Source organism: Plantactinospora sp. WMMC1484 (assembly GCF_049315195.1).
Lineage (GTDB): Bacteria > Actinomycetota > Actinomycetes > Mycobacteriales > Micromonosporaceae > Plantactinospora.
This window is the reverse complement of sequence record NZ_CP186055.1, coordinates 6,734,506-6,752,913: the sequence shown is the minus strand read 5'-3', so window position 1 is coordinate 6,752,913 and position 18,408 is coordinate 6,734,506. Positions and strand designations below refer to the sequence as shown.

The 18,408-nt window shown below is 72.6% G+C and carries 22 protein-coding genes; 12 read left to right on the top strand and 10 right to left on the bottom strand.

The window, feature by feature from the left end:
- Positions 1-150 precede the first annotated feature (150 nt).
- Positions 151-1,368, top strand: a complete 1,218-nt coding sequence (locus ACN28C_RS29010) for a low temperature requirement protein A (RefSeq protein ID WP_422770684.1) — start codon at positions 151-153, stop codon at positions 1,366-1,368.
- 103 nt (positions 1,369-1,471) lie between these two features.
- On the opposite strand, the gene ACN28C_RS29005 is transcribed toward ACN28C_RS29010, so the two are convergent.
- Complete coding sequence (locus ACN28C_RS29005) at positions 1,472-1,783, bottom strand: hypothetical protein (protein WP_422774846.1); 312 nt, start codon at positions 1,781-1,783, stop codon at positions 1,472-1,474.
- Between the two features lie 91 nt (positions 1,784-1,874).
- On the bottom strand, positions 1,875-2,162 hold the full coding sequence (locus ACN28C_RS29000) for a hypothetical protein (protein WP_422770683.1): 288 nt from the start codon (positions 2,160-2,162) through the stop codon (positions 1,875-1,877).
- 185 nt (positions 2,163-2,347) lie between these two features.
- Between ACN28C_RS29000 and ACN28C_RS28995 the strand changes: the two genes are divergently transcribed.
- Positions 2,348-2,704, top strand: coding sequence for a DUF3099 domain-containing protein (locus ACN28C_RS28995; protein WP_422770682.1), 357 nt, complete (start codon positions 2,348-2,350; stop codon positions 2,702-2,704).
- 107 nt (positions 2,705-2,811) lie between these two features.
- Here ACN28C_RS28995 and ACN28C_RS28990 read toward each other — a convergent pair whose 3' ends face one another.
- Positions 2,812-3,762 (bottom strand): carbohydrate kinase family protein, encoded by a 951-nt coding sequence (locus tag ACN28C_RS28990; protein ID WP_422770681.1) that lies wholly within the window; start codon positions 3,760-3,762, stop codon positions 2,812-2,814.
- Positions 3,763-3,911: 149 nt separating this feature from the next.
- The gene (locus ACN28C_RS28985) at positions 3,912-4,856 is read right to left on the bottom strand and encodes a pseudouridine-5'-phosphate glycosidase (protein ID WP_422774845.1); all 945 of its coding nucleotides are present in this window, start codon (positions 4,854-4,856) and stop codon (positions 3,912-3,914) included.
- A gap of 83 nt (positions 4,857-4,939) precedes the next feature.
- Here ACN28C_RS28985 and ACN28C_RS28980 point away from each other — a divergent pair, with 83 nt between their 5' ends.
- From ACN28C_RS28980 to ACN28C_RS28970, 3 genes are all read left to right on the top strand, one after another.
- Positions 4,940-5,158 (top strand): DUF3039 domain-containing protein, encoded by a 219-nt coding sequence (locus ACN28C_RS28980; protein WP_421491634.1) that lies wholly within the window; start codon positions 4,940-4,942, stop codon positions 5,156-5,158.
- Positions 5,159-5,198: 40 nt separating this feature from the next.
- Positions 5,199-5,840 carry a trimeric intracellular cation channel family protein gene (locus ACN28C_RS28975; protein WP_422770680.1) on the top strand — a complete coding sequence of 214 codons (642 nt, stop codon included), beginning with the start codon at positions 5,199-5,201 and terminating at the stop codon, positions 5,838-5,840.
- Positions 5,841-6,026: 186 nt separating this feature from the next.
- Entirely contained in the window at positions 6,027-7,754 is a 1,728-nt protein-coding gene (locus ACN28C_RS28970; RefSeq protein WP_422770679.1) for a DEAD/DEAH box helicase, read from the top strand.
- Between the two features lie 83 nt (positions 7,755-7,837).
- Here the strand turns inward: ACN28C_RS28970 and ACN28C_RS28965 are convergent, their stop codons facing one another.
- Together ACN28C_RS28965 and ACN28C_RS28960 are read right to left on the bottom strand one after the other, a co-directional pair.
- Positions 7,838-8,071 carry a DUF7455 domain-containing protein gene (locus ACN28C_RS28965; RefSeq protein WP_203860997.1) on the bottom strand — a complete coding sequence of 78 codons (234 nt, stop codon included), beginning with the start codon at positions 8,069-8,071 and terminating at the stop codon, positions 7,838-7,840.
- 244 nt (positions 8,072-8,315) lie between these two features.
- Positions 8,316-9,965: an RNA polymerase sigma factor gene (locus ACN28C_RS28960; protein WP_422770678.1), complete on the bottom strand. Its 1,650-nt coding sequence runs from the start codon at positions 9,963-9,965 to the stop codon at positions 8,316-8,318.
- Positions 9,966-10,253: 288 nt separating this feature from the next.
- Here ACN28C_RS28960 and ACN28C_RS28955 point away from each other — a divergent pair, with 288 nt between their 5' ends.
- Positions 10,254-11,078 (top strand): inositol monophosphatase family protein, encoded by an 825-nt coding sequence (locus tag ACN28C_RS28955; protein ID WP_422770677.1) that lies wholly within the window; start codon positions 10,254-10,256, stop codon positions 11,076-11,078.
- 92 nt (positions 11,079-11,170) lie between these two features.
- On the opposite strand, the gene ACN28C_RS28950 is transcribed toward ACN28C_RS28955, so the two are convergent.
- A complete protein-coding gene (locus tag ACN28C_RS28950; RefSeq protein WP_422770676.1) occupies positions 11,171-11,713 on the bottom strand; it encodes a LytR C-terminal domain-containing protein in 543 nt (180 codons plus the stop codon).
- Between the two features lie 423 nt (positions 11,714-12,136).
- Between ACN28C_RS28950 and ACN28C_RS28945 the strand changes: the two genes are divergently transcribed.
- Positions 12,137-12,433 carry a DUF4193 domain-containing protein gene (locus ACN28C_RS28945; RefSeq protein ID WP_203861001.1) on the top strand — a complete coding sequence of 99 codons (297 nt, stop codon included), beginning with the start codon at positions 12,137-12,139 and terminating at the stop codon, positions 12,431-12,433.
- Between the two features lie 468 nt (positions 12,434-12,901).
- Entirely contained in the window at positions 12,902-13,636 is a 735-nt protein-coding gene (locus ACN28C_RS28940; protein WP_422774844.1) for a hypothetical protein, read from the top strand.
- A 40-nt stretch (positions 13,637-13,676) separates the two neighbouring features.
- On the opposite strand, the gene ACN28C_RS28935 is transcribed toward ACN28C_RS28940, so the two are convergent.
- Positions 13,677-14,168 carry a DUF3093 domain-containing protein gene (locus tag ACN28C_RS28935; protein ID WP_422770675.1) on the bottom strand — a complete coding sequence of 164 codons (492 nt, stop codon included), beginning with the start codon at positions 14,166-14,168 and terminating at the stop codon, positions 13,677-13,679.
- Positions 14,169-14,259: 91 nt separating this feature from the next.
- Here ACN28C_RS28935 and dut point away from each other — a divergent pair, with 91 nt between their 5' ends.
- The 4 genes from dut to ACN28C_RS28915 all read left to right on the top strand — a co-directional run bounded on the left by dut (position 14,260) and on the right by ACN28C_RS28915 (position 16,970).
- The gene (gene dut, locus ACN28C_RS28930) at positions 14,260-14,742 is read left to right on the top strand and encodes a dUTP diphosphatase (protein WP_422770674.1); all 483 of its coding nucleotides are present in this window, start codon (positions 14,260-14,262) and stop codon (positions 14,740-14,742) included.
- Positions 14,743-14,923: 181 nt separating this feature from the next.
- A complete protein-coding gene (locus ACN28C_RS28925; protein WP_422770673.1) occupies positions 14,924-15,697 on the top strand; it encodes a DUF3710 domain-containing protein in 774 nt (257 codons plus the stop codon).
- 116 nt (positions 15,698-15,813) lie between these two features.
- Positions 15,814-16,194 (top strand): OB-fold nucleic acid binding domain-containing protein, encoded by a 381-nt coding sequence (locus ACN28C_RS28920; protein WP_422770672.1) that lies wholly within the window; start codon positions 15,814-15,816, stop codon positions 16,192-16,194.
- Between the two features lie 74 nt (positions 16,195-16,268).
- Positions 16,269-16,970 (top strand): DUF3159 domain-containing protein, encoded by a 702-nt coding sequence (locus tag ACN28C_RS28915; protein WP_422774843.1) that lies wholly within the window; start codon positions 16,269-16,271, stop codon positions 16,968-16,970.
- 41 nt (positions 16,971-17,011) lie between these two features.
- Here ACN28C_RS28915 and ACN28C_RS28910 read toward each other — a convergent pair whose 3' ends face one another.
- Both ACN28C_RS28910 and ACN28C_RS28905 read right to left on the bottom strand, forming a co-directional pair.
- Entirely contained in the window at positions 17,012-17,704 is a 693-nt protein-coding gene (locus ACN28C_RS28910; protein ID WP_422770671.1) for a potassium channel family protein, read from the bottom strand.
- Between the two features lies 1 nt (position 17,705).
- The gene (locus ACN28C_RS28905; RefSeq protein WP_422770670.1) at positions 17,706-18,371 is read right to left on the bottom strand and encodes a potassium channel family protein; all 666 of its coding nucleotides are present in this window, start codon (positions 18,369-18,371) and stop codon (positions 17,706-17,708) included.
- Positions 18,372-18,408: the final 37 nt, after the last annotated feature.

Here is an 18,408-nt window from a genome sequence, read left to right as displayed (position 1 = left end):
GCCTGATCCGTCGCTGACTCGTTGAGTGTTGAGATCAACGACACTCAGGGGGCGCTGTGGACCTCTCGGCGGCACCGGCCGGGGTACGCCCTGCGGCACCGGCCGGGGTACGCCCTGCGGCGCCGACCGGTGCCGCCGGAGCGACGCCGGATGGCTGACACCCCCACCGACCCGCTGCTGCGCGCGGAGTCCAGTTCGCAGCGGGCCACGTTTCTGGAGCTCTTCTTCGATCTGGTCTTCGTCTTCGCGCTTACCCGGGTCTCGCAGCGGCTGGTCGAGGACTTCACGGCGGAACAGCGCGTCCTGCTCTCGGAGGTCGGCCAGACCCTGGTGCTGTTCCTGGCGCTCTGGCTGATCTGGTCCTCGACGGCCTGGATCACCAGCACCCTGGAGCCGGAGGCGTTCGCCGTGCAGGGCGCGGTGGTGGTGACCGTCATCGGCAGCATGGTGGTTGCGGTCGCGTTGCCGGAGGGATTTGGCAGACACGGTCTCGTCTTCGTCGTCGCCTACCTTGCGGTCCAGATGGGCCGGATCGGGTTCTTCCTGTTCGCCACGCATGGTCGGGCAGCTCCCGCCGACCCGACCGGGCCGCGACGGGTGCTCGTCTGGTTCGCCGTGAGCGCCGTGCCGTGGCTCGTCGGCGGGTTGGCCGGCGAGAGCGTGCTGCGTGGGGTGCTCTGGACCCTCGCGGTGGGCGTCGACTATCTCGGATTGACGCTGGGCTGGCCGGTCCCTCGCATGGGCCGGGCACGTTACGGCGAGCAACCGTTCGCGGCGGAGCACCTGGCCGAGCGCTACCAGCAGTTCCTGCTGATCGGGCTTGGCGAGCTGATCCTCGTCACGGGCATCGCCTTCGGCGGTGACGGGGGCGAGTTCACCCCCGGCCGGACCGGTGCGCTGGGGTTGGCGCTGGTGAGCACCGTGCTGCTCTGGCGCATCTACTTCTACCGGGCCGGTCACGTGCTACCGACCGCGTTCATCCGGTCCCGGAACTCGGCCGGGCTCGGTCTCTCCGCCGCGTACACGCACCTGGTCATGATCGCCGGAATCGTGCTGACCGGGGTCGGCTACGAGCTCTCCATCGCCCATCCGGCCGAAGAGATCGTCCCGGTCTGGCTGGTCGCACTCCTGGGCGGTCCGGCGCTCTTCCTGGCCGGACGGTCCCTCTTCGAGTTCCAGGTTTTCGGCCGGATCTCCTGGCCCCGGGTGGCCGCTGTGCTCCTGCTGGGTGCGGTGGTGCCGTTGATGGAGATCCTGCCGTTGCTGGCGGTCGCCGCGACCGTCGTCACCGTGCTCCTCGGGGTCGCGCTGGCCGACCTGCGCCGCGCGCGTGGCCATGCCCCGGAGCAGCCGGCCCCGCCGATCTGACGGTCGAGGCAGTCGAATCGGAGGGTGGGACCCACGGGTCCGAGGGTCCACGCCGCCGACCTGACGTCCGACACCTGGCGCCGCGGCCGCCCCGGCGAGGTCCTCAGGCCGCCGTCGGGTGGGCGAGCGAGGCCAGGGCGCGGCGCACGTCGGCCAGCGACACGGTCGCCGAGTCGTCGAGGTCGGCGAGACCGGCCTCGATCCACTGCCGCATCAGCGTGGTCACGCCGATGCCTCGTGCCTCGGCAGCCGAACGGACCCGTTCGTAGGTGTCCAGTGGCAGGCGTATCGAGCGGCTGACCATCGGCACGTCGCTGTCCGGGGCGGGCAGCTCGACCGGCTGCGCGTCGTTGATGAGGTCCGCGAGCTGGTCGTCTCCGGCGTCGAATCGCTTGATGGCATCGTCTCGGTGCATCGTCACCGCCTCCTCCTCGTCACCGTGCTCGATCGCGTGATCGATCCCGGTCTCCTGGTGCGCGATCTCGGGCCCGCCCCTGGGGACGGACTCATCCTCGCCGCCTCTGGATCGCCTCCTCGTAGCGCTTGGACTCGATGTCGGTCAGGTCACGCGCGGAGAGGATGTCCCAGTCGTTGTCGACTTGATCGGCCTCGGCCAGCAGGATGGCCAGTCGCCGCCCGCGACGTGCGGTCGCGTAGACCACCATCACGTCGTCACCGAGGTGCCGGATGACCCGTCGGGCGCTGTGCAGCGCCTCCCACACCTCGCCGGGGGCGACGTCGTGGACCTTCAGGTTGCCCAGCGCCTCGTCGGTGAAGCCGAACCTGCTGCCCACGCGGGGGAGCGTACCACGCACGTAACACGCAACGGGAGCGGCGAGGAAGGAGCGGGGGAGGGCGGCTGCCCGGTGCGGTGGCCGCCGCGAGTGCGAGGATGGTCGAAGGTGCAAGGATGGACCGTGGCAGCCCGGTGCAGGGATGTTCCGGGGCACACCGACCATCACCCCTTCCGGAGGTCGTGGTGAAGCGTCAGGCGTACCAGCCGATCCTGATCACCGACGCCTCGCGCAGCCAGGACGACCAGCTCCGCACCCGCCAGCGCCGCTACATCGTGATGATGTCCATCCGGGCGCTCTGTGTCGTCGCCGGTGCGATCCTGGTCGGCGCCAACGCGCCCCTGCTCTGGCTCTGGCTGCCGCTCTGTGTGGTGGGCATGGTGCTGATCCCGTGGCTCGCGGTGCTGCTCGCCAACGACCGCCCGCCGAAGGAGGCGCACCGGATCGGTGCCCGGCTGCGGCGCTCGCACCTCGACGAGACTCCGCCCCGGGCGCTCTCCGCCGAGGATCGACCGCACCGGGTGATCGACGCCGAGCTGTGAGCCGCAGGCGTCGGATCGAGGGCCGCAGGCGTCGGGCTGTGAGCCGCAGGCGTCGGGCTGTGGGCCCAGGCGTCGGGCTGTCAGCCGTACCGGTCGGGGCTGACGGGTCAGCGGGGTTCATCGGCCGGCGGCCGGGCGCCGACCACCCCGACCGCCTCCGTGCCAAGCTCGGCCGCCCGGTCCAGCGCCTCGGTGGGCCCCGCCCCGGCGACCCAGGCGGCCAGCAGACCGGCCGCGAAGGCGTCCCCCGCCCCGGTCACGTCCCGCACCCGCACCCGTCGGGCCGGCGTGGAGATTACCGCCCCGCCCGGAGCCGCCCAGACGGCACCGGCCGCGCCGGCCTTCACGACCGCGTGCCGGGTCACCGTGGCCAGGGCATGCGCCTGCTCGGCCGGGGTACCCGGTCCGGCCAGCACTGCCGCCTCGTCCGCGTTGGCGAGCAGTAGGTCGGCATCGCGTACCCACTCCAGGAAGGCCGCCGGGCCGACCCGGCGCAGCGGCTCCGCGGAGGCCGCGTCGACGCTGGTGGTGAGGCCGCGTCCGCGCGCGGCGACCAGCGCCCGCCGGCCGGCCTCCCGCGACCCGGCGTCCAACAGGGTGTACGCCGACAGGTGCAGGTGGGCCGCGTCCGGAGTCCCACCCAGCGTGGCCGTCACCTCCGCCGGGGTGAGCCGCAGGTTCGCGCCGCGTTGGGTGAGCATCGTCCGCTCCCCCTGCCCGGCCAGCACGATCACCGTGCCGGTCGGCGTACCCGGATGGCGGCGCACCGCGCACCGCACACCCAGCGCGGTCAGCTCGGCGACCCGGGACCGGCCGGCGTCGTCGGCGCCGACCGCGCCGATCAGGGTCACCGGGCAGCCTCGCCAGGCCAGCCAGGCGGCGGTGTTGGCGGCCTGCCCTCCACCGGTGACCCGGATCTCGGCCGAGGTGTCCGAGCCGGGCGCCACCGGCCCGGCCAGCACGGCGAGTACGTCGGTGACGATGTCGCCGACCACGACGATCCGGGCCGGTGACGACCCTCCGTCCGCACCCGACGGACCCGGCGACGGTCCATCCACGCCGGCCCGCACCGGCGGTGCTCCGTCTGCGTCTGCCCGGAGCGGCGGTGCTTCGTCTGCGTCTGCCCGGAGCGGCGGTGCTTCGTCCGCGTCTGCCCGGAGCGGCGGTGCTTCGTCCGCGTCTGCCCGGACCGGGTCGGGTCCGCTCGTCACCCGGCGGTGGCGGCGGCCACGGCGATCCGGGCGGCGAGGGCCGCGTTGCGCAGGATGATCCTGACGTTGACCGCCAGGCTGGCGCCCTCGGTGGCGGAGTGGAAGTGGGCCAGCAGGAACGGGGTGACCGCCTTGCCGGTCACCCGCTCGGCGGCCAGCCGGGCCAGTCCCTCGGCGAGGGTGCGATCGTGCAGGTCGGGGTCGAGCTGCTCGTCGGCGGGGAGCGGGTTCGCCACGATCAGCGCACCGGGCTGGACCCCATGCGCCGCCCGGGCCGCCAGCACCGCCGCCGCCTGCTCCGGCGAGTCGACCGACCAGTCCAGGTCGAAGCCGCCGTCGGTGACGAAGAAGCCGGGAAAGCGCCGGCTGCGGTAGCCGACCACCGCGACGCCCAGCGTCTCCAGCCGCTCGAGTGTCGCGCCGACGTCGAGGATGGACTTCACTCCGGCGCAGACCACCGCGATCGGGGTGCGGGAGAGCGCGGTCAGGTCGGCCGACTCGTCGAAGGTCTGCGCCGCCTCCCGGTGCACCCCGCCCAGCCCACCGGTGGCGAAGACCCGGATCCCGGCCGCCGCCGCCACCGCACTGGTCGCGGCCACCGTGGTCGCGCCGTCCGCGCCGGTCGCGGCGGCCACCGCCAGGTCGCGTACGGAGAGCTTGGCCACCCCGTCCGAGGTGGCCAGCCGGGCGAGCTGGGCGTCGTCGAGGCCGACCACGAGGGCGCCGCCGACCATGCCGATGGTGGCCGGCACCGCCCCGCCCGCCCGTACGGCCGCCTCGATCTCGCGGGCCACCCGGAGGTTGTCGGGGCGGGGGAGACCATGCGACACGATGGTGCTCTCGCAGGCGACGACGGGGCGTCCGGCGCGCAGGGCCTCGGCCACCTCGGCGCCGTACCGGATCTGGAAATCGCTCACGGCTGACCACCGTACGGGCCGGATCCGGCCGGTCTTCCGGTGGACCGGTCGGCAGTGACCTGCCAGACTTGACCGTTGGCGGGGTCACTGAGGGAGGAATCACTGCCGTGAGCACTGAGGTTCTCGAGCGTCCGGAGCTGAAGGACGCGGATACCGGGCCGGAGATGTTCCACTACGTCCGGAAAGACAAGATCGCCGAGAGTGCGGTCATGGGGACCTTCGTGATCGCGCTCTGCGGCGAGACGTTTCCGGTCACCAAGGCCGCCAAGCCGGGGTCGCCGGTCTGCCCCCGGTGCAAGGAGATCTACGACTCGATGCGGGACTGAGCCGCTGCCGATGCCGCCCGCCCCGGCGTAACATCCGGCGGTGACCGCCGCTGCCGCCCTGCTCCTCGCCGACCTGACCGGTGTGGCGATCTTCGCCGCCTCCGGTGCGTCGGCCGCGGTGGTCAAGCGGCTCGACCTCTTCGGGGTGGTCTTCGTCGGCGTCGTCGCCGCACTCGGCGGCGGCATTGTCCGCGACCTGGTGATCGACGAGGGATCGCCGCTCGCCTTCACCGACTGGCGGTACGCGGTCACCGCGGCGGCCACCGCCGCCGCCGTCTTCTGGCTGCACCCCCAGCTCGCCCGGCTGCGTACCGCCGTGCTGGTGCTCGACGCGGCCGGGCTCGGCCTCTTCACCGTGACCGGCACCCTCACCGCGCTCGCTGCCGGGCTGCCGCCGGTCGGCGCCTGCATGATCGGCATGCTCACCGGCATCGGCGGCGGGTTGGGGCGGGACCTGCTCACCGGGGAGATTCCGGTGGTACTGCGCCGGGAGATCTACGCGGTCGCGGCGCTGGCCGGCGCGGTCGCGGTGGTCGGACTGGACCGGGCCGGCCTGGCCGGGCCGGGGGCGTTGATGGCGGCAGCGCTCTTCGTCTTCGTGGTCAGGCTGATCGCCCTGCTCCGGCACTGGTCGGCCCCGGTCCCGACCGATCCGAAGGTCGGCGACCGGTCGGCCGGCTGAGCTCAGCTGGCCGAACTCAGCCGGATGACTTGTGTCGGCTGTGGCCCACGGTGTCGGAGGTGCTGGTGGGGCGAGCTGGTTATGCTGGTACGGCCTTCGCGCTCGGTCCGGCCGCGGGGGCGTTTTCGTGTGGTCGATTTCTGACCGTCGTGGTCGGTTTCTGGCCGTCGGAGGGGAGTGTGCTGCGTGGGAGCCCGACTGCCGGTCATCGAGTCGTTCCCGCCGCTGCGGGCGTGGCAGCGCAAGGCGCTGGTGGAGTACCTGCGACGCCGCTCCGACGACTTCCTCGCCGTCGCCACGCCCGGGGCCGGCAAGACCACCTTCGCCCTGCGCATCGCCGCCGAACTGCTCGCCGACGGCACCGTCGAGGCGGTCACCGTGGTCGCCCCGACCGAGCACCTGAAGACCCAGTGGGCCGTGGCCGCCGCCCGGGTCGGCATCCAGCTCGACGCCGCGTTCCGCAACGCCGACCTGCACTCGTCGGCGGACTTCCACGGTGCGGTCGTCACCTACGCCCAGGTCGGCATCGCCCCGCAGGTGCACCGCCGCCGCACCATGACCCGGCGCACCCTGGTGGTCCTCGACGAGATCCACCACGCCGGCGACTCCCGCTCCTGGGGCGACGGGGTCAAGGCTGCCTTCGAGCCCGCCGTACGCCGGCTGATGCTCACCGGTACGCCGTTCCGCTCGGACGACAACCCGATCCCCTTCGTCAGCTACGAGCGGGGCGCTGACGGCCTCCAGCGCTCCCGGGCCGACTCCGTCTACGGCTATGCCGACGCGCTCGCCGACGGCGTGGTCCGTCCGGTGATTTTCCTGGCGTACTCGGGGGAGACGCGATGGCGGACCAGCGCCGGTGACGAGTTGGCCGCCCGGCTGGGCGAGCCGATGACCCAGGACCTGGTCGCCCAGGCCTGGCGTACCGCGTTGGATCCGGCCGGCGACTGGATGCCGCAGGTGCTCCGGGCCGCTGACGCCCGGCTACAGGTGCTCCGGGCCGGTGGCCTCTCCGACGCCGCCGGGCTGGTGATCGCCAGCGACCAGCAGTCCGCCCGCTCGTACGCCCGGCTGATCGAGCGGCTCACCGGCGAGCGGGCGGTGGTGGTGCTCTCCGACGACCAGGGCGCCTCCGAGCGGATCGCGGCGTTCACCGCCTCCGAGCAGCGCTGGATGGTGGCGGTCCGGATGGTCTCCGAGGGCGTCGACATCCCCCGGCTCGCCGTCGGCGTCTACGCCACCAGCGCCTCGACGCCGCTCTTCTTCGCCCAGGCGATCGGCCGGTTCGTCCGGGCTCGCCGTCCCGGGGAGACCGCGTCGGTCTTCCTGCCCAGCGTGCCGCACCTGCTGGGGTTGGCCAGTGAGATGGAGACACAGCGGGACCACGTGCTCGGCGAGCCGAAGCAGCGCGACGGGCTGGACGACGACCTGCTGGAGCGGGCGCAGCGCACCGAGCAGGCCGGCGGCGAGCTGGAAAAGCGGTTCGAGGCGCTCTCGGCCACGGCCGAGCTGGATCAGGTGATCTTCGATGGCGCCTCCTTCGGCACCGGCGCCCACGCCGGTACGCCGGAGGAGGAGGAATATCTCGGCCTGCCGGGGTTGCTCACCGCCGACCAGGTCGCGGTGCTGCTGAACAAGCGCCAGGCCGAGCAGTTGGCGGCGCAGCGCCGCCGGAAGGCCGGCGAGGCCGAGCCGGTGCCGGCGCCCAGGCCGGAGAGCCGGCCGCTGAGCGCGGCGGAGCGCCGGGTCGGCCTGCGTCGCCAGCTCAACGCGCTGGTCGCGGCGCACCACCACAGGACCGGGCTGCCGCACGGCAAGATCCATGCCGAACTGCGCCGTCGCTGCGGCGGTCCGCCCAGCGCGCAGGCCACCATCGAGCAACTGGAGGAGCGCATCGCCACCGTCCAGACGCTCTGAGCGCCGGACACACCACACCGAGCGGGACATAGACGACCGGAGGCGCCCGACGGGCACCTCCGGTCAGCTATGTCGTTGTTGGGTCAGTTTGCCATTAATTCGGCGCCTCGCCAGCTGAACTCGGGGTCAACCGCGTACCGCACCGTGATCTTGACCAGATCCTCGGCGTACTTGTTCGCGTGATGCCCACAGAACACCAGCTCGCTCCCACCCGCGAGGGTGATCCGGAGCTTGCCGGCGGCGTTACAGCGGTCGCACCGTTCATCGGCGGCTGGGGGAGCCACCGTCTCGGGCGGCGGCGTGAGGGTTGGGGTCATCGCCTTCCTCCTGCGGTCGTCACCGATGAACACTCTCGTCGGTCATTGCTCACCTATCGTGCAACACCCTTGTGGGGTGTGGCCTTCCCAGTGTGCCCCCGGGGGACCGATGTCACACGTGGTAGAGACAGTGTGCCGTGCCACCAGGGTGCCACGTCAACGATCACAAGTGGGGAACACCCGATCACCGTACGCCCGTTGTACGTGTGGTGATCAGATGGACACGACTGGTTGACTTTTGGGGTCAGTCAAGATAATCGCGAAGCACCTGCGAACGGGACGGATGGCGCAGCTTCGACATCGTCTTCGACTCGATCTGCCGGATCCGCTCGCGGGTCACGCCGTAAACCTGGCCGATCTCGTCCAGGGTACGCGGCTGTCCGTCGGTCAGCCCGAAGCGCAGCCGCACCACGCCGGCCTCCCGCTCGGAGAGGGTCTGCAACACCTGCTGCAGCTGGTCCTGCAGGAGCGAGAAGGAGACCGCGTCGACCGCGACGACCGCCTCGGAGTCCTCGATGAAGTCGCCGAGCTGGCTGTCGCCCTCGTCGCCGATGGTCTGGTCGAGCGAGATCGGCTCCCGGGCGTACTGCTGGATCTCCAGCACCTTTTCCGGTGTGATGTCCATCTCCTTCGCCAGCTCCTCCGGGGTGGGCTCGCGGCCCAGGTCCTGGAGCAGCTCGCGCTGGATCCGGCCCAGCTTGTTGATCACCTCGACCATGTGCACCGGGATGCGGATGGTGCGGGCCTGGTCGGCCATGGCCCGGGTGATGGCCTGCCGGATCCACCAGGTGGCGTAGGTGGAGAACTTGTAGCCCTTGGTGTAGTCGAACTTCTCGACGGCGCGGATCAGGCCGAGGTTGCCCTCCTGGATCAGGTCGAGGAAGGCCATGCCGCGCCCGGTGTACCGCTTGGCCAGCGAGACCACCAGCCGCAGGTTCGCCTCCAGCAGGTGGTTCTTGGCCCGCTCGCCGTCCCGGGAGATCCACATCAGGTCGCGCTGCATCTCGCGGACCAGCTTCTCCTCGCCCTCGTCGGCGGCGCGCAGCCGCTCGGCGGCGTAGAGGCCGGCCTCGATCCGCTTGGCCAGCTCGACCTCCTGCTCGGCGTTGAGCAGCGGGACCTTGCCGATCTGCTTGAGGTAGGCCCGGACCGAGTCCGCCGAGGCGGTCAGCTCGGCGTCCCGGCGCGCCTGCTTGAGCGCCTCGGACTCCTCGTCGTCCCACTCGAAGTCGTTGTCGGTCGCGGCGTCGGCGGCGTCAGCCGCGGCGGCCTTGGCCAGCTCGGCCGGCTCCTCGACCACCACGTCCTCGATCTCGGCGGCAAGCTCCTCCGGATCGATCTCCTCGCCGGGACCCTCCGGATCGGCACCCTTGGTCGGGGAGCCAGCCTTGGCGGCCTTGGCCGGGCCGGCGCCGGGCGCCGCCTTGGCGGCACCGCGGCCGGCCTTCGCCGGAGCCTTGGCGGGCGCGGCCGCCTTCGCGGCCGGCTTGCCGGCGGCACCGGCCGGCGCCGGGCCCTCGGCCGAGAGCGCCGGCTTGCGGGACGCCGCCTTGCGCGTCGCGCCGGCCGTCTCGTCGCCGGCGGGCGCCTGCTTCTGCGCCGGCGGAGCCGACTTCTTGGTCGCCTTGGCGGTGGTGGCCCGCGACGCGGGGGTGGCGGAGCGCGCGGCGGCGACGCGGCGGCGGGTACTCGCCGAGCCGTCCACCACGACGGTCACCCCCGCGTCGGAGAGCGCACGCAGGATCTTCTTGGCCTGGGCCGGAGTCACCTCAGCAGACTCGACCGTGCGCGCCAGCTCGGCCGACGTGAGCTGGCCGCCGGCGTTCTGCGCGTGGGCGATCAGGGTGTCGGTGAGCGAGCGTACGTCGGCGCCGATGTGGCGGGGTTCTGTCACGAATGACCTTCCGGAGGCGATGAGCGAGCACGGCCGGGATCGGCCGGCGCACCGCTATGCGTTGTGTCGGGCCGATGTGGTTGAGGGACCCCCGTGTCCGGGCCGTCCGTTGCTCGGCGGTCCGTGGCGCGTGGGCAGGCGTGAATTGTAACGCCGTCTGCGGCGATCATCCCGCGCCGCACGCCGGAGAGGTGGTCCGGGGCCACCGACTCGATGGGCGTTTTGACTTTGTAAGGATGATACTCGCGCCTGGGGCGGCACGTCACAGGCGTGCGGGAAGGGGACGTCATGCAGGGCACGGAACCGGCTCCGGAGGAGCTGCTCAAGATTGCGGTCGAGGTTGCCCGGGAGGCGGCGGGGATCGCGTACCGGATGCGGGCCGAGGGAGTCTCCGCGGTCGCCACCAAGAGCACGGTGACCGACGTGGTGACCGCGGCGGACCGGGCGGTCGAGCGGCAGGCGGTCGCGGCGCTGCGGGCGGCCCGCCCCACCGACGCCGTCCTCGGCGAGGAGTACGGCGACGCCGACGGTCCCGGGCCGGGCGGCGGCAGCGGCGTACGGTGGATCCTCGATCCGATCGACGGGACGGTGAACTACCTCTACGGGCTGCCGCACTACGCCGTCTCGCTCGCCGCCGAGGTCGACGGCGAGGTGGTCGCCGGGGTGGTCCGGAACGCGGCCACCGGCGACGAGTGGACCGCCGTCCGGGGCGGGGGAGCCTACCGGGCGGGCCGGCGGCTGGGTGGCTCGGTCGAGACCGACCTCGGCCAGGCGCTGGTGGCCACCGGGTTCGGTTACGACCCGGCGCGTCGGGCGCACCAGGCCGGCGTGCTGCACCAGCTCCTGCCCCACGTCCGGGACATCCGCCGGTTCGGGGTCGCCTCGATCGACCTGTGCCTGGCCGCCGAGGGGATGGTCGACGGCTACTACGAGAAGGGCCTGAACCTCTGGGACCACGCGGCCGGCGGGCTGGTCGCCGCCGAGGCGGGGCTCCGGGTCGGCGGGCTGAACGGGGCCGGCCCGGGGCCGGAGCTGGTGATCGCGGCACCGCCGGCCCTCTTCGGCCCGCTGCACGACCACCTGGCCCGGCTCGACGCGGCCGGCGGTCCCTGAATCCGGGCCGGCCCGTGGCCCGGTCAGGGGGCGGCGGGTGAGATTCGGTCAGGGGTCGGCGCGTGCGGCGCCGGTCGGCCGGCCCGGCGCTCTCAGGTCAGGTCGGGGTCCACGCACGTCTGCGGCGGCAACTGCGGGCCGCCGCTGCCCTGGGCGAGTGCCTGGTGGACCTCGGTGATGGTCGCCAACTGCTTGAACTCCCCGCCGATGACCACGTCGACCACGTCGTCCTCGCGGTCGAGCTGGAACTCCGGCTCCGCCTCGTTCAGGAAGTACGCCTTGAGGACGTGGTACGAGCCGACGCCCCTCGGCCCGTACCGCAGCACCGCCACGGCGTCGTCGATGCCCTTGCGGTTAGGCTCGTCGCCGGCCTTGAGAACCTTGAACTGCCGGTTCTGGAAATCGGTCTTCACCGTGTTGGCCAGGCCGACGCTGTCGGTCCCGTTGTAGACGTTGATTTTGATGTCCTTCGGGAGCCGCAACCGCGTGTCGGCCAGCTTGTCGCCCTCGTTGCAGTCGCTGGCGGCCTGCTTGCCCGCCTGCGTGTCGCGCACCAGGGTGACGGCGACGAACACCACGGCGATCACCGCGAGCACGCCGACGACGAGGAGGGCTCGGACGCGCGCGAAACTCATCTGGTTGGCTCCTGCGAAGGTGGTGTGGGACGGCCGCCGGCCGGTCGACCGCATGGGCCGCCGTGGCTATCGAGTATGCCGGTGCCGCCAGCCGTTGTCCGACCGGGTGTTGAATCCGCCGGATTTGTCGGCGCGCCGACGACGATCGGCCGACCACTACCCCTATCTTCGTGTCGCCTGAGTCACATTGGGAACAACTCCGCGCGCTCGGACGTACATGCATGCCGCAGGGACGGTATACATGCCTCGCCCGAAGGGGGGTAAGGTACCCCGCTCGCCGGGGGAGTTCCGCCCGGCGGCCGCGACCCGGAACGCGCGCCGGGTCGGGGCGACCGGAAAATGATGGCCGGCCAGCGGGAACCGAAACAGCGTCCTCCGGCGTTACAACCGGAAGCGACTATATCGATATGGGAGAGTGAACCGATGGCCACCGACTACGACGCCCCGCGTCGCGACGAGGTCGACCTCGGCGAGGACAGCCTGGAAGAGCTCAAGGCTCGGCGGGTCGACTCACAGTCGGCCGCAGTGGACGTCGACGAGGCCGAGGTCGCCGAGAGCTTCGAGCTGCCCGGTGCCGATCTGGCCGACGAGGAGCTCACCGTCAAGGTGCTGCCGATGCAGTCGGACGAGTTCCGCTGCGCGCGCTGCTTCCTGGTGCACCACCGCAGCCAGCTCGCGGTGGAGCGCAACGGTGAGCTGATCTGCCGCGAGTGCGCCTGACCCTCCGCGGCCGGGCGGTTCCTCCGGCGCGGCGGAGCCGGCCCGCCGTGCAGGGATGAGCCCGCCGGGGAAGCGGCGACCTCCACCGGTGGAGGTCGCCGCGCGTGATTCGGCACGGAAGCCGGCGGGTAACTGCTTGACTCGATGCGCGTGACCGCGCCCCGACGACTACGCGCGCTGGAGGTCATGATGAGCCGTTCCGACCGGACGTCCGAGCCTTCCGCACCGGCATCGACCGGGCCGGCATCGACCGGGCCGGCATCGCCCGGGCCGGCATCGCCCGACCAGGCGCCGACCGCGCCGGCGCCGACCGCGCCGGCGCCGACCGACCACGTAGAGACCGACCAGGTACCGACGGACCAGACCGACCAGGTGGAGACCGGGCGGGTGGGGACCGACCACGTGGAGACCGGGCGGGTGGAGGCCGGGCGGCAGGGCGGGCCGACCACCCCCGCGGGGAGCGACGTCGTGGTCCGCGACGACCTGGGTTCGACCGTCGCCGCTTTGACCGCAGACGAACTCGACCAGTCGCGTCGGCGGCGGCTGCTGGGCCGGCTGGTCGACCAGGTGCGGGGCAGGAGGCCCGGCAACCTGTTCAAGCCGAGGACGGCGATCCGCTGGCTGACCGACACCGTGGCCGAGATCTCGCCGCACGTCCCGGTGCGCGACCGGGAGACCCTGCTCCGGCACTTCGACGGTCTCGACGGTGACGCACTGGCCGACCGGCTGATCCGTAATGCCGTACGGGCAACGGCCGGGGTGGGTGCGGCCGGTGGTGGAGTGGCGGCGGTGGAGTGGGTGGTCACCCCGACCCTGCTCTCGGCGCCGGTGCTGCTCGCCGCGGAGACCGTCGCCGTCGTCGCCATCGAGCTGAAGCTGATCGGCGAGCTGCACGAGGCGTACGGCGTGCGGCTACCGGGCAGCACCAGCCAGCGCGCGGTCACCCTGGTCCGGTCCTGGGCGGCCCAACGCGGGATCAACCCGCTGCTGCCGGGCGTCGGTGTGGGGGCGGTGTTGGGCACGGCGGCCCGCAAGGAGTTGCGGGAGCGGCTACTGCGCCGGTTCGGCCGCAACCTGACCACTCTCGGACCGTTCCTGACCGGCGCGGCGGTGGCCGGGTTCCTGAACGGCCGGGCGACGAAAGGGCTCGGCGAGCGCATCCGGGAGGACCTTCGCAACGGCCCACCGGCGCTCGGAAGCTGAGCAGGAAGCCCGAGCCGGCCCGCCGAGCGAGCGACGGTGGTCAGGCGCCGTCGCGGGCCGCCAGGATCGCCTCGGCGAGCCGTACCGGATGGCGGGAGCTGACCACCCAGTAGGGCGTCGGATCGGCCGGGTCGTCGAGGACCACCTGCACCGCTCCGGAGACCCACGGGCGCTGCACCACGAAGGCCAGCGGGTCGGCGCCGACCCCGAGCACCTCCCGCCGCCCCTCGGCGTCGAGCGGGATCGCGTCGGCGACGTACCGGATCGGCAGGCAAGCGTCGTCGACCAGCAGCTCGCGGTCGCGTACGGCGATGCGGATCCGGCCGAGCCAGCCGAGACCGATGGCGGTCAGCGGCAGCAGGACCGCGTACGGCAGCCAGGCCCGCAGCCCGGTGGAGCCGAGCCAGAGCTCGGTGGCGAGCAGTCCGGCGGCGGCCAGCCCGGCGAGCCAGAGCCACCAGGGCAGGGTCAGCCGCTCGGCGTACCCCGGGCGGGCCGCAACGGCGGCGGGATCGGAACTCGTCGGGGCCACGCTGGAAGGGTACGACCCGGTGCGGCCGGTCGACCCGGCAGGATGGGGGCAGCACCGGTGGAGCCGCGAACTGCCAGGAGAGTGAGAGAGCGTGACGCACCTGCTGCCCGTACCCGTCCGGCGACTTGATCCCGACCTGCCGCTGCCGGCGTACGCCCATCCCGGCGACGCCGGAGCCGACCTGGTCGCCGCCGAGGAGGTCGAGATCCCGCCCGGCCAGTGGCGGCTGGTCCGCACGGGCATCGCGCTGGCCCTTCCGGCCGGCTACGTCGGGCTGGTCCACCCGCGGTCCGGGCTGGCGGCCCGGCTCGGCGTGACGGTGCTCAACGCTCCCGGTACGGTCGACGCCGGTTACCGGGGCGAGATCCTGGTCAATCTGATAAACCACGACCGGGTATCTCCGGCGAAGATCTCCCGGGGCGACCGGATCGCACAGCTTCTGGTGCAGCGGGTGGAGCGGGCAGAGTTCCTGCCCGTCGGGGAGCTGCCCGACTCCGCGCGCGGCGTGGGCGGGCACGGCTCGACCGGCGGGCATGCCAACCTCTCCGCCATCGAGGAGGTGGGCCCCCGGTGACGTGGCCGGGACCGCCCCGGGGCGGTCGCCGCGGCGCGCCGTGCCGGACAATGCGAGCCGCGCGCCGTGCCGGACAATGCGAGCCGGCCCGACGACGCGATTCGGAGCCGACGACGTGACCGAGGGTGCGAGTCAGATCCGCCACCCGGCAGCTGGAAACGGAAGGTAGCAGGTAAGCACGATGATCTTCTCCCGAGGACGCGGTGGGCGGCACTCCCGCGACGAGCGCTCCGGTCGGCAGCCCGCCGACACCCAGGATCTCGCCGCCGCGGCCGAGCCCGACGTGCCCACCCGCGGGCCGTACGACATCAACGAGGCACCGGCCGGCGTGCAGCGGATCGACCTGGGCAGCCTGCACATCCCCGCCATCGCCGGTGTGGAGGTGCGCGTCCAGGCCAATCCGGACGGGGTGATCCAGCAGGTCGTCCTGGTGCACGGCGAGAGCGCCCTCCAGCTCGGGGTGTTCGCGGCCCCGCGCACCGAGGGGATCTGGGCGGAGTGGCGGGAGGAGATCCGCACCTCGCTGGCGTCCGACGGGGTGGTGGCCGATGAGGTGACGGGTGAGCACGGCACCGAGCTGCGGGCCCGGGTCCGTACCCCGGACGGCGGCGTCGCCGACCTGCGCTTCGTTGGCGTGGACGGGCCGCGCTGGATGATCCAGGGCGTATTCCAGGGGCGGGCCGCGACCGATCCGGCCGTGGCGGGACCGCTCGCGGAGTGCCTGAACGGGCTCGTGGTCGACCGCGGTCAGGAGGCCAAGCCGGTCCGCGAGCCGCTGCCGCTGCGGCTGCCCCGGGATGCGGCGGCCGGCGCCGACCAGGCATCGGACGGGACGCCGGGACCGGACGGGGCGCGGGGCGACGGACAGACCGGTGCACCGGTCAACGGGGTGGTCTCGGGTCACCAGACGCCGCACCGCTCCGAACCGTCGCCGCGCCGCCGGGAGGGTTCCTGATCGGGCGTACTCTTGAGGGCAGCCCTGGCACGGCGGCTGCCGGTCCGGCGCGCGGCTGCCGGGGTCGTGTCGAGGACGCGCCGGGCGCGGCGCGTCGAGGAGGGTGACACCGGGTCATGGCGACCGACCAGGGCCGAGTCTCGTGGCGGGGCTTCCTGCAACGGCTGACGGCGAGCGAGGCCGAGATCGAGGCGGAGGAGTTGCGCCGGGAGAGCGCCGAGTGCGGCAGCACCCCGGCCGGGCAGTGCATGCGGGGCCAGGTGGTCTCCGTCTCTGGCCGGCTCCGCACCGTGGTCTACACCCCCCGGACGAACCTGCCGACCCTGGAGGCGGATCTCTACGACGGCAGCGACGTCGTGACCCTGGTCTGGTTGGGGCGCCGGCACATCGCCGGGATCGAGCCGGGACGGCAATTGACCGCGCGCGGTCGCATGGCGGTACGGGATGACCGTAAAGTCATCTACAACCCGTACTACGAGCTGGAGCCGCCGAGGTGAGCATGGGCACCGGCGGCGACGGCCGCGACCGGAAGACGGCACAGATGACCGCTGGACAACCTCGCACCGACAGCATGGGCAGCGACCCGACGGGCGGCGACCCGACGGGCGGCGACCCGACGGGCGGTCGGGCCGGGGAGGACGAACAACTGCCGAGCCTGACCGAGCAGATGGCCGAGCAGCTCGGCGGCTGGCGGGGGATGGTCGAGTCCAGCATCCCGGTGGTCGTCTTCGTCGTGGTCAACATCATCACCGAGCTGCGCCCCGCGGTGATCGCCTCGGTGGCGGTCGCGGTGCTGATCGCGGCCGTCCGGCTGGCCCAGCGGCGGCCGGTCCGGCACGCGGTCAACGGCCTGGTCGGCATCGGCATCGGCGCGATGATCGCCTGGCGCACCGGTGACGAGCGCGACTTCTATCTGCCCGGCATCCTCTACGGCATCGTCTACGGGCTGGTGCTGCTCGGCTCGGCGCTGATCCGGCAGCCGCTGGTCGGCTGGATCTGGTCGATCATCGCGGCCGGCGGGCGCTCGGAGTGGCGGCAGGATCCCCGGCTGGTCCGCACCTTTACCCGACTCACCGTGCTCTGGGGCGTCGTCTGGCTGGCCAAGGTGGGCGTGCAGGCCGGGCTCTACCTGGCCGACATGGACACCGCGCTGGGCATCGCCCGGCTGCTGCTGGGCTATCCGCCCTACGCGCTGCTGCTGGTGATCACCATCTGGGCGGTCCGCAGGGCGAACCGGGTGCCGGGCGTACCGGCGGCAGCGGTCGGCAACTGAGCACCGGCCGGCCGGGCCGCCCCGACGCCCGGCGGGCCCGTTCAGGCGGTGGTGCCGCGGGTCCGTTCGACGCTGTCCGGGCCGAGGATCACCTTGCGGACCTGGTCCTCGACCTCGGCCGTGCAGACGAAGATCAACTCGTCGCCGGCCTCCAGCGGGTCGTCCGGGCTGGGCACCAGCACCCGCTTGCCGCGCAGGATGGCGACCAGTGCCGAGTCACGGGGGAGCGGCACGGCGTGGATCGGGTGACCGACGTACGGCGCGGTCGGTGGCAGGGTGATCTCGACCAGGTTCGCCTCGCCCTGCCGGAACGTCATCAGCCGGACCAGGTCGCCGACGGTGACCGCCTCCTCGACCAGTGCCGCCATCACCCGTGGCTTGCTGACCGCCACGTCGACGCCCCACTGGTCGGTGAAGAGCCACTCGTTCTCGGCCCGGTTGATCCGGGCGACCACCCGGGGCACCGCGAACTCCGTCTTGGCCAGCAGCGAGAGCACCAGGTTGACCTTGTCGTCGCCGGTGGCGGCGACCACCACGTCGCAGCTCGCGAGGTCGGCCTCCTCCAGGCTGGCCAGCTCGCAGGCGTCGGCCAGCACCCACTCGGCGGCCGGTACGCGTTCCGGCCGGAGCATCTTCGGCTTCCGCTCGATCAGCATCACCTGGTGCCCGTTCTCGATCAGCTCCTGGGCGATCGAGCGGCCCACGTTGCCGGCTCCGGCGATGGCGACCCGCATGTCAGCGCCCTCCTTCCGGCGGCGAACCCGCCACCGTCGTCACCTGGTCGGCGATGTCGTCGGTGACCAGCATGGAGACCTGGTCGCCCTCCTGGAGCACGCTGGAGGAGGTGGGCAGGGCGGCGATGCCGAACCGGGTCAGGTAGCCGACCCGGGCACCGGTCGCCTCCTCCAGGGCGCGGATCGGCCGGCCGATCCAGGCGTCGTGCACCGGCACCTCGATGATCGACACGGTGCTGGTCGGGTCGCGGAAGATCTCCACGTGCCCCTCGGGCACCAGGTGCCGGACGATCCGGTCGGCGGTCCACCGCACCGTGGCCACGGTCGGGATGCCGAGCCGCTCGTAGACCTGGGCCCGCTTGGAGTCGTAGATCCGGGCCACCACCCGGGAGACGCCGTACGTCTCGCGGGCCAACCGGGCCGAGATGATGTTGGAGTTGTCGCCGCTGGAGACGGCGGCGAAGCCGTCGGCCCGCTCGACGCCGGCCTGGCGGAGCACGTCGCCGTCGAAGCCGGCGCCGGTGACGGTGATCCCGCCGAAGTCCGGGCCGAGCCGGCGGAACGCGTCGGCGTCCTGGTCGATGACGGCCACCGAATGGCCGCGCGACTCCAGGTTGTGCGCGAGGGTCGACCCGACCCGGCCGCAGCCCATGATCACGACGTGCAAGGTAGTCCTCCCGGGTCACCGCGGGCCCGACCCCGTG